Consider the following 5,921-nt stretch of genomic DNA (forward strand, 5'->3'; position numbering starts at 1 on the left):
CTATCTCGCCCGGCAAGACGCGCAGCGGCGCACTCGGCGGCGCTGTCGGCGGCGTCGTCGCCGGGCTGGTCCTCGCCGCAGCTGCCGGTGTCGGCAATCTGGTATTGCTCGGCCTGGTCGCGCTCGTGCTGTCGATTGTCTCGCAGGCAGGCGACCTGTTCGAATCCTGGATCAAGCGCCGCCATGGCCGCAAGGATTCGGGGGCGCTCATCCCGGGCCATGGCGGCGTCATGGATCGTGTCGACGGGCTTGTCGCAGCGGCATTCGCCCTATACGTCATCGGCTGGATTTCGGCGAACGCCGATCATCCGGCACAGGGTCTGTTTCCCGTTTGAGCGATGTCATTTCAGGGTCCTTTGCGCGGTGCGCCTTGGATTCGCCCGGATTGGTGTCACAGTCACGGCGCAGTCTGCGCCGTGGAAGAATTTGAGGGTTTGTCTTGAACGAGATTCTTCACGCGCTTTTCAGCACAGAAGGCTTTGTCCTCGGCACGCTGGTGCCATTCCTCTTCGTGCTGACCGTGGTCGTGTTCGTCCACGAAATGGGCCATTACCTTGTCGGGCGCTGGTGCGGCATCGGCGTCAGGGCCTTCTCGATCGGCTTCGGCCCGGAACTCTTCGGCTTCAACGACAGCCACGGCACGCGCTGGAAACTGTGTGCGATACCGCTTGGCGGCTATGTAAAATTCGTCGGCGACATGAACGCCACATCGAGCCAGCCCACGTCGGAAGAAATTGAAACGCTGACCGAGGACGAGCGCAAGGTCGCCTTTCACACTCAGCCGATCTGGAAGCGCGCGGCAACGGTGGTGGCCGGACCATTGTTCAATTTCCTGCTGACGATCGTCGTCTTTTCCGTGCTGTTCACCGCCTATGGCCGCTATGTCGCCGAGCCCATGGTGGCCGAGGTGACCGCCGACAGCCCGGCGGCGAAGGCCGGCATCCTTCCCGGCGACCGATTCGTCAGTGTCGACGGCAACAAGGTCGAAACCTTTGGCGACGTCCAGCGCCTGGTCTCGGGCCGTGCCGACGACGCAATCACCTTCGTCATGCTGCGCGACGGCCAGGAGGTCACTGTGACCGCGGCGCCGCGGCTGATGGAACAGGAAGACGCGCTCGGCAACAAGGTCAAGGTCGCCGTGATCGGTGTCGTCAACAACAAGGAACTCGGTCAGCCGAGGCTCATCACCTACACGCCGGTCGGAGCGGTCGCGGCGGCGGTCGAGGAAACCGGTCACGTCATCCAGCGCACCGGCCAGTTCCTGCAGCGCTTTGTTGTAGGGCGCGAAGACAAATGTCAGCTGGGCGGTCCGGTGAAGATCGCCGACATGGCGGGCAGGGCTGCGAAGCTGGGATTCGAATGGCTCGTGCAACTGGTTGCACTGCTATCCGTTGGCATCGGAATTCTGAACCTTTTGCCGATTCCCCCCCTCGACGGCGGTCACCTCTTGTTCTACGGGGTGGAGGCTGTCATTCGCCGTCCGGTGTCGGAACGGATGATGGAAATGGCCTATCGGGCCGGGTTGCTTCTGGTGCTGTGCTTCATGGGGTTCGTTTTTTGGAACGATCTGTTTGGGTGCTGAAATCATGAAGAAATTTGGCTTCTGCATGGACGATGTTGAGACGCCGTTTACCATGCAAGGGGATATGAGTGACGCGAAAGCCACGCCGCAGGGTTAAGTAAATACAAATTAACCAGAAGCCTTGCGTGTAGGGAAAATCCGGTTAATACGGTAGGGGAAATTACCGCACGTCCGGTTTTCTCGCCGTGGGGACTACGAGAAAAGGTTATTAAGCCCGATGAAGGCAGCATCCAAGTTTCTAAGCGCCGCGTCCGCGGTGACCCTGTCCGCGGCCATGGTCGTGCCAGGCGCGCTCGCAGTGCAGTTCGTTGCCACATCGGCGGCTGAAGCCGCTGTCGTCAGCAGAGTGGAAGTGAGCGGCAACCAGCGTATCGACGCTGAGACCATCCGCAATTACATCACCATCAAGCCGGGCAAGGCTTTCTCCAGTTCCGATATCGACGGTGCGGTCAAGGCACTGTTCGGCACTGGCCTGTTTTCGGACGTGCAGATCAACCAGGTCGGCTCGACGCTGGTGGTCAAGGTCGCCGAGTACCAGGTGGTCAACCAGGTGCTGTTCCAGAACAACAAGAAGCTCAAGGACAATGCACTTGCGGCGGCGGTGCAGCTGAAGCCGCGCGGAACGTTCTCACAGGCGACGCTCGATGCCGACGTGGAATCGGTCAAGGCTGCATACAGGCGCATTGGTCGTGACGATGTGACCGTGACCACGCAGGTCATGCAGCTTGGCGACAATCGCGTAAACGTTGTCTTCAACATCGTTGAAGGCGATCGCACGCAGATCGCGGCGGTCAATTTCGTCGGCAACAGTGCCTATTCCAGCCGCCGCCTGGCGGATATCATCAATACCAAGCGCTCGTCCTGGCTTTCCTTCGTCCTGCGCGACGACGTCTATGACGATGACAAGCTGCGCGCGGACGAGGAGCTGCTGCGCCGCTTCTACTACAATCACGGCTATGCCGACTTCCAGGTCGTGTCTGCTGTCGGCGAGCTCGACAGCGCGACGAACAAGTACACGGTCACCATCACCGTCCAGGAAGGCGACCGCTACACGTTCGGTGACGTCAGCGTCGAGAGCTCAATCCCTGAAGTCGACGGCAAGTCGCTGGAATCGGTGATCGAGACCCATAAGGGTGACGTCTACAACGCCAAGAACGTCGAGGATTCCATCATCGCGCTGACCGAGAAGGTGGCCGGTTCCGGCTATGCCTTCGCGCAGGTAACGCCGCGCGGCGACCGGAATTTCGAGAACCACACCATTTCGGTCGTCTACACGATCGACCAGGGCACCAAGGCCTATATCGAGCGCATCGAGATCCGCGGCAATGATCGCACGCGTGACTATGTCATTCGCCGCGAGTTCGACGTCAGCGAAGGCGACGCCTTCAACCAGGTGCTCATCCAGCGCGCGAAAAAGCGCCTGGAAAACTTGAATTATTTTGAGAAAGTCGACATCTCGACCGTGCCGGGCTCGCAGCCTGACCAGGTCGTTCTGGTGGTCGATGTGGTCGAGAAATCGACCGGCGAGTTCTCGGTGGGCGCTGGTTATTCGACCGGTGGCGACACGGCCGGTCCGTCGGTCGAAGGATCGGTGACCGAGCGCAACTTCCTCGGTCGTGGCCAGTTCATCAAGCTGTCGGCGGGCGGCGGCAAGAATTCACGCGACTACAGCCTGTCCTTCACCGAGCCTTATTTCCTCGGACGGCGCATCGCCGCCGGCTTCGACATCTTCAAGTCGACCAGGGAATACGACAACTACGACAGCGATACCACGGGTGCGACGGTGCGCTTCGGTCTGCCGATCACCGACAGCATCTCGACCCAGTTGGCGTACAACATCTCGCAAGAGAAATATGAGCTGGATGACAGCTGCGATGCAAATGGCGACGGGGTTCCTGATCCCGGTTGCAGTGTTTCCACGGCTATCCTGGACGGCATCGAACAAAGCCCTTGGATCAAGTCGTCGGTCAGCCTCGGGCTGGTCTACAACACCATCGACGATATGAAGAGCCCGCACGAGGGTATCTATGCCACCACGACCGTGGAAGTCGCAGGCCTCGGTGGTGATGCCAAGTTCGTGAAAGTCACGGGCCGCGGCAGCATCTACCAGACGCTGTCGGAGCAGTACGACCTGGTCGGGCTCATTTCAGGTGGCGCTGGCCATGTTGAAGGATACGGCAGCGATGGTCTGCGGATTTTCGATCAGTTCCAGAGCACCGATCGCATGATCCGTGGCTTCGCCTATGGCGGCATCGGTCCTGTCGATACTGCTACGGGCGACCATCTCGGCGGCACGACCTATTTCAATGCGTCGGCAGAGGCCCAGTTCCCGCTCCCGGTCATTCCGGAGAGCTTTGGCTTGCGTGGCGCGGTCTTCGCGGACGCGGCAACGCTCTATGGAAGCAAGGTCGACACCGCTGGCGTCACTCAGGACTCGGTCGGCATGAAGTTGCGTGCCTCGGTCGGCCTCGGCCTGATGTGGGCATCGCCATTCGGTCCGATCCGTATCGACTATGCGATCCCGGTCAAGAAGGAAGCGCGCGACGACGTGCAGGAATTCAACTTCGGCATATCGACCCGCTTCTGATCGGCGGCCAACGATGCTCCCGGGTCCTCAGGGTCCGGGAGAAATGTTCCGACCTAGCTGGATATAGCTTCTGGAATGACCGATCCGGTGTTCTTCGCGCCATCACGCCGGTATACGGCGGGCGAAGTCGCGAATCTGACCGGCTCGGTGCTCGTCGATTCCGGCCACTCCGATATTTCGATCGAAGCACTCGCGCCTGCCAGCGAGGGCGGCGAGAATGCGCTCGTCTTTGTCGATGGCAAGCGTAATTCCGCGCTGATGCCGTCGTTGCGGGCAGCCGCGGTCCTGTGCCCGGCGGAATTTGCCGGCAAGGCGCCGGCAAGCGTTGCCGTTCTCATTCATCCGCGTCCGCAACAGGCCTTCGCGCTGATCGGGCGTCTGCTGTTTCCGAGGGCGGCGACACCAGGGCCAATGACCAGCGAAACCGGCGTCTCGCCGCACGCTCACGTCGATGCGACCGCGCATGTCGAAGCCGGAGCCGTCATCGAGGCCGGCGCGGTGATCGGGCCAGGTGCTTCGATCGGCAGCGGCACCGTCATCGCCCCAAATGCGGTTATTGGACAATCCTGCCAGATCGGCCGCGACGGCTATGTCGGTCCAGGAGCCAGCATCCAGTATGCCTTGATCGGCAATCGCGTCATCATTCATGGCGGCGCGAGGATAGGCCAGGATGGTTTTGGGTTCGTCGGCGGGGCCAAGGGGCCTGAGCGCGTGCCGCAGATCGGCCGTGTCGTTATCCAGGACGACGTCGAGATCGGCTCCAACACCACCGTCGATCGCGGCGCCATGTCCGATACGATCATCGGCCAGGGCACCAAGATCGACAATCTCGTGCAGATCGCCCATAACGTCCGCATCGGCCGCAATTGCATAATAGCGGGGCTTTCGGGTATTTCGGGATCCGTGGTGGTGGGTGACAATGTCACCATGGGCGGCGGCGTCGGGCTTGCGGATCACCTGACCATTGGGACAGGGGCCAAGCTTGCCGCCAGAAGTGGATTTATGAGCAATGTCCCTGCAGGCGAGATCTGGGGCGGCTATCCGGCACAGCCGATGGCGGAAGCCATGCGGGAGATAGCCATGCTGCGCAAGCTCGCCAGGACCCGCAAACAGGGCGAGGGAGGCAATGGCTGACATGATCGCGTCGACGACGCTGGAGGCGGTCGACATTATGGGGCTGATGAAGCTCCTGCCGCACCGCTATCCGTTCCTGATGATCGATCGTATCGTCGACATCGATGGCGACGAATCCGCCATCGGCATCAAGAACGTGACCATAAACGAGCCGCATTTTCAGGGCCATTTCCCTGAGCAGCCGGTCATGCCGGGTGTGCTCATCGTCGAGGCGATGGCGCAGACGGCCGGCGCCATCTGTATCCGCAGCCTGGGTACCGAAAAGCCGTCGCTGGTCTATTTCCTGACCATCGACAACGCCAAATTCCGCAAACCGGTGGTTCCCGGCGACCAGTTGAAGATCCATGTCAAGAAAATCAAGAAACGCGGCAACCTGCTCAAATTCGCTTGTGAAGCCATGGTCGACGGCGCCAAGGCGGCCGAGGCCGAGATTTCAGCCATGATGGTCACCAGCGACTGACGATCGAGTGCTTATGAAAATCAAGACATCCATTCATGCTTCCTCCATTGTCGAGGAAGGCGCCCAAATCGGCCAAGGTGCACGCATCGGGCCGTTCTGCCATGTCGGTGCCGATGTGGTGATCGGCGACGACGTCGAACTGGTCAGTCATGTCTCGG

5 protein-coding genes and 1 pseudogene are annotated in these 5,921 nt (G+C 60.7%); all 6 read left to right on the forward strand.

Annotated features, from left to right (window positions below; translation table 11 throughout):
• Window positions 1–335 (forward strand): phosphatidate cytidylyltransferase (locus EN750_RS15475; RefSeq protein ID WP_145967677.1); only part of this gene is annotated, 335 nt, incomplete at its 5' end.
• A gap of 104 nt (window positions 336–439) precedes the next feature.
• Window positions 440–1,582: an RIP metalloprotease RseP gene (gene rseP, locus EN750_RS15480; RefSeq protein WP_127273216.1), complete on the forward strand. Its 1,143-nt coding sequence runs from the start codon at window positions 440–442 to the stop codon at window positions 1,580–1,582.
• 217 nt (window positions 1,583–1,799) lie between these two features.
• Window positions 1,800–4,169 (forward strand): outer membrane protein assembly factor BamA, encoded by a 2,370-nt coding sequence (bamA, locus tag EN750_RS15485; RefSeq protein WP_127268628.1) that lies wholly within the window; start codon window positions 1,800–1,802, stop codon window positions 4,167–4,169.
• Window positions 4,170–4,244: 75 nt separating this feature from the next.
• On the forward strand, window positions 4,245–5,303 hold the full coding sequence (lpxD, locus tag EN750_RS15490) for a UDP-3-O-(3-hydroxymyristoyl)glucosamine N-acyltransferase (protein WP_027036658.1): 1,059 nt from the start codon (window positions 4,245–4,247) through the stop codon (window positions 5,301–5,303).
• A complete protein-coding gene (gene fabZ / locus EN750_RS15495; protein WP_127327354.1) occupies window positions 5,296–5,763 on the forward strand; it encodes a 3-hydroxyacyl-ACP dehydratase FabZ in 468 nt (155 codons plus the stop codon). Before lpxD ends, fabZ begins: the two co-directional genes overlap by 8 nt.
• 13 nt (window positions 5,764–5,776) lie before the next feature.
• A pseudogene (locus tag EN750_RS15500) lies at window positions 5,777–5,921 on the forward strand (acyl-[acyl-carrier-protein]--UDP-N-acetylglucosamine O-acyltransferase); the annotation flags it as partial.

This window comes from Mesorhizobium sp. M7A.F.Ca.ET.027.03.2.1, from assembly GCF_003999175.1.
GTDB lineage: Bacteria > Pseudomonadota > Alphaproteobacteria > Rhizobiales > Rhizobiaceae > Mesorhizobium.

What these genes read in the sequence shown, in the direction of transcription:
- bamA (WP_127268628.1), top strand. Translation starts at nt 1,800, where the DNA reads ATGAAGGCAGCATCCAAGTTTCTAAGCGCCGCGTCCGCGGTGACCCTG.
- lpxD (WP_027036658.1), top strand. Translation starts at nt 4,245, where the DNA reads ATGACCGATCCGGTGTTCTTCGCGCCATCACGCCGGTATACGGCGGGC.
- fabZ (WP_127327354.1), top strand. Translation starts at nt 5,296, where the DNA reads ATGGCTGACATGATCGCGTCGACGACGCTGGAGGCGGTCGACATTATG.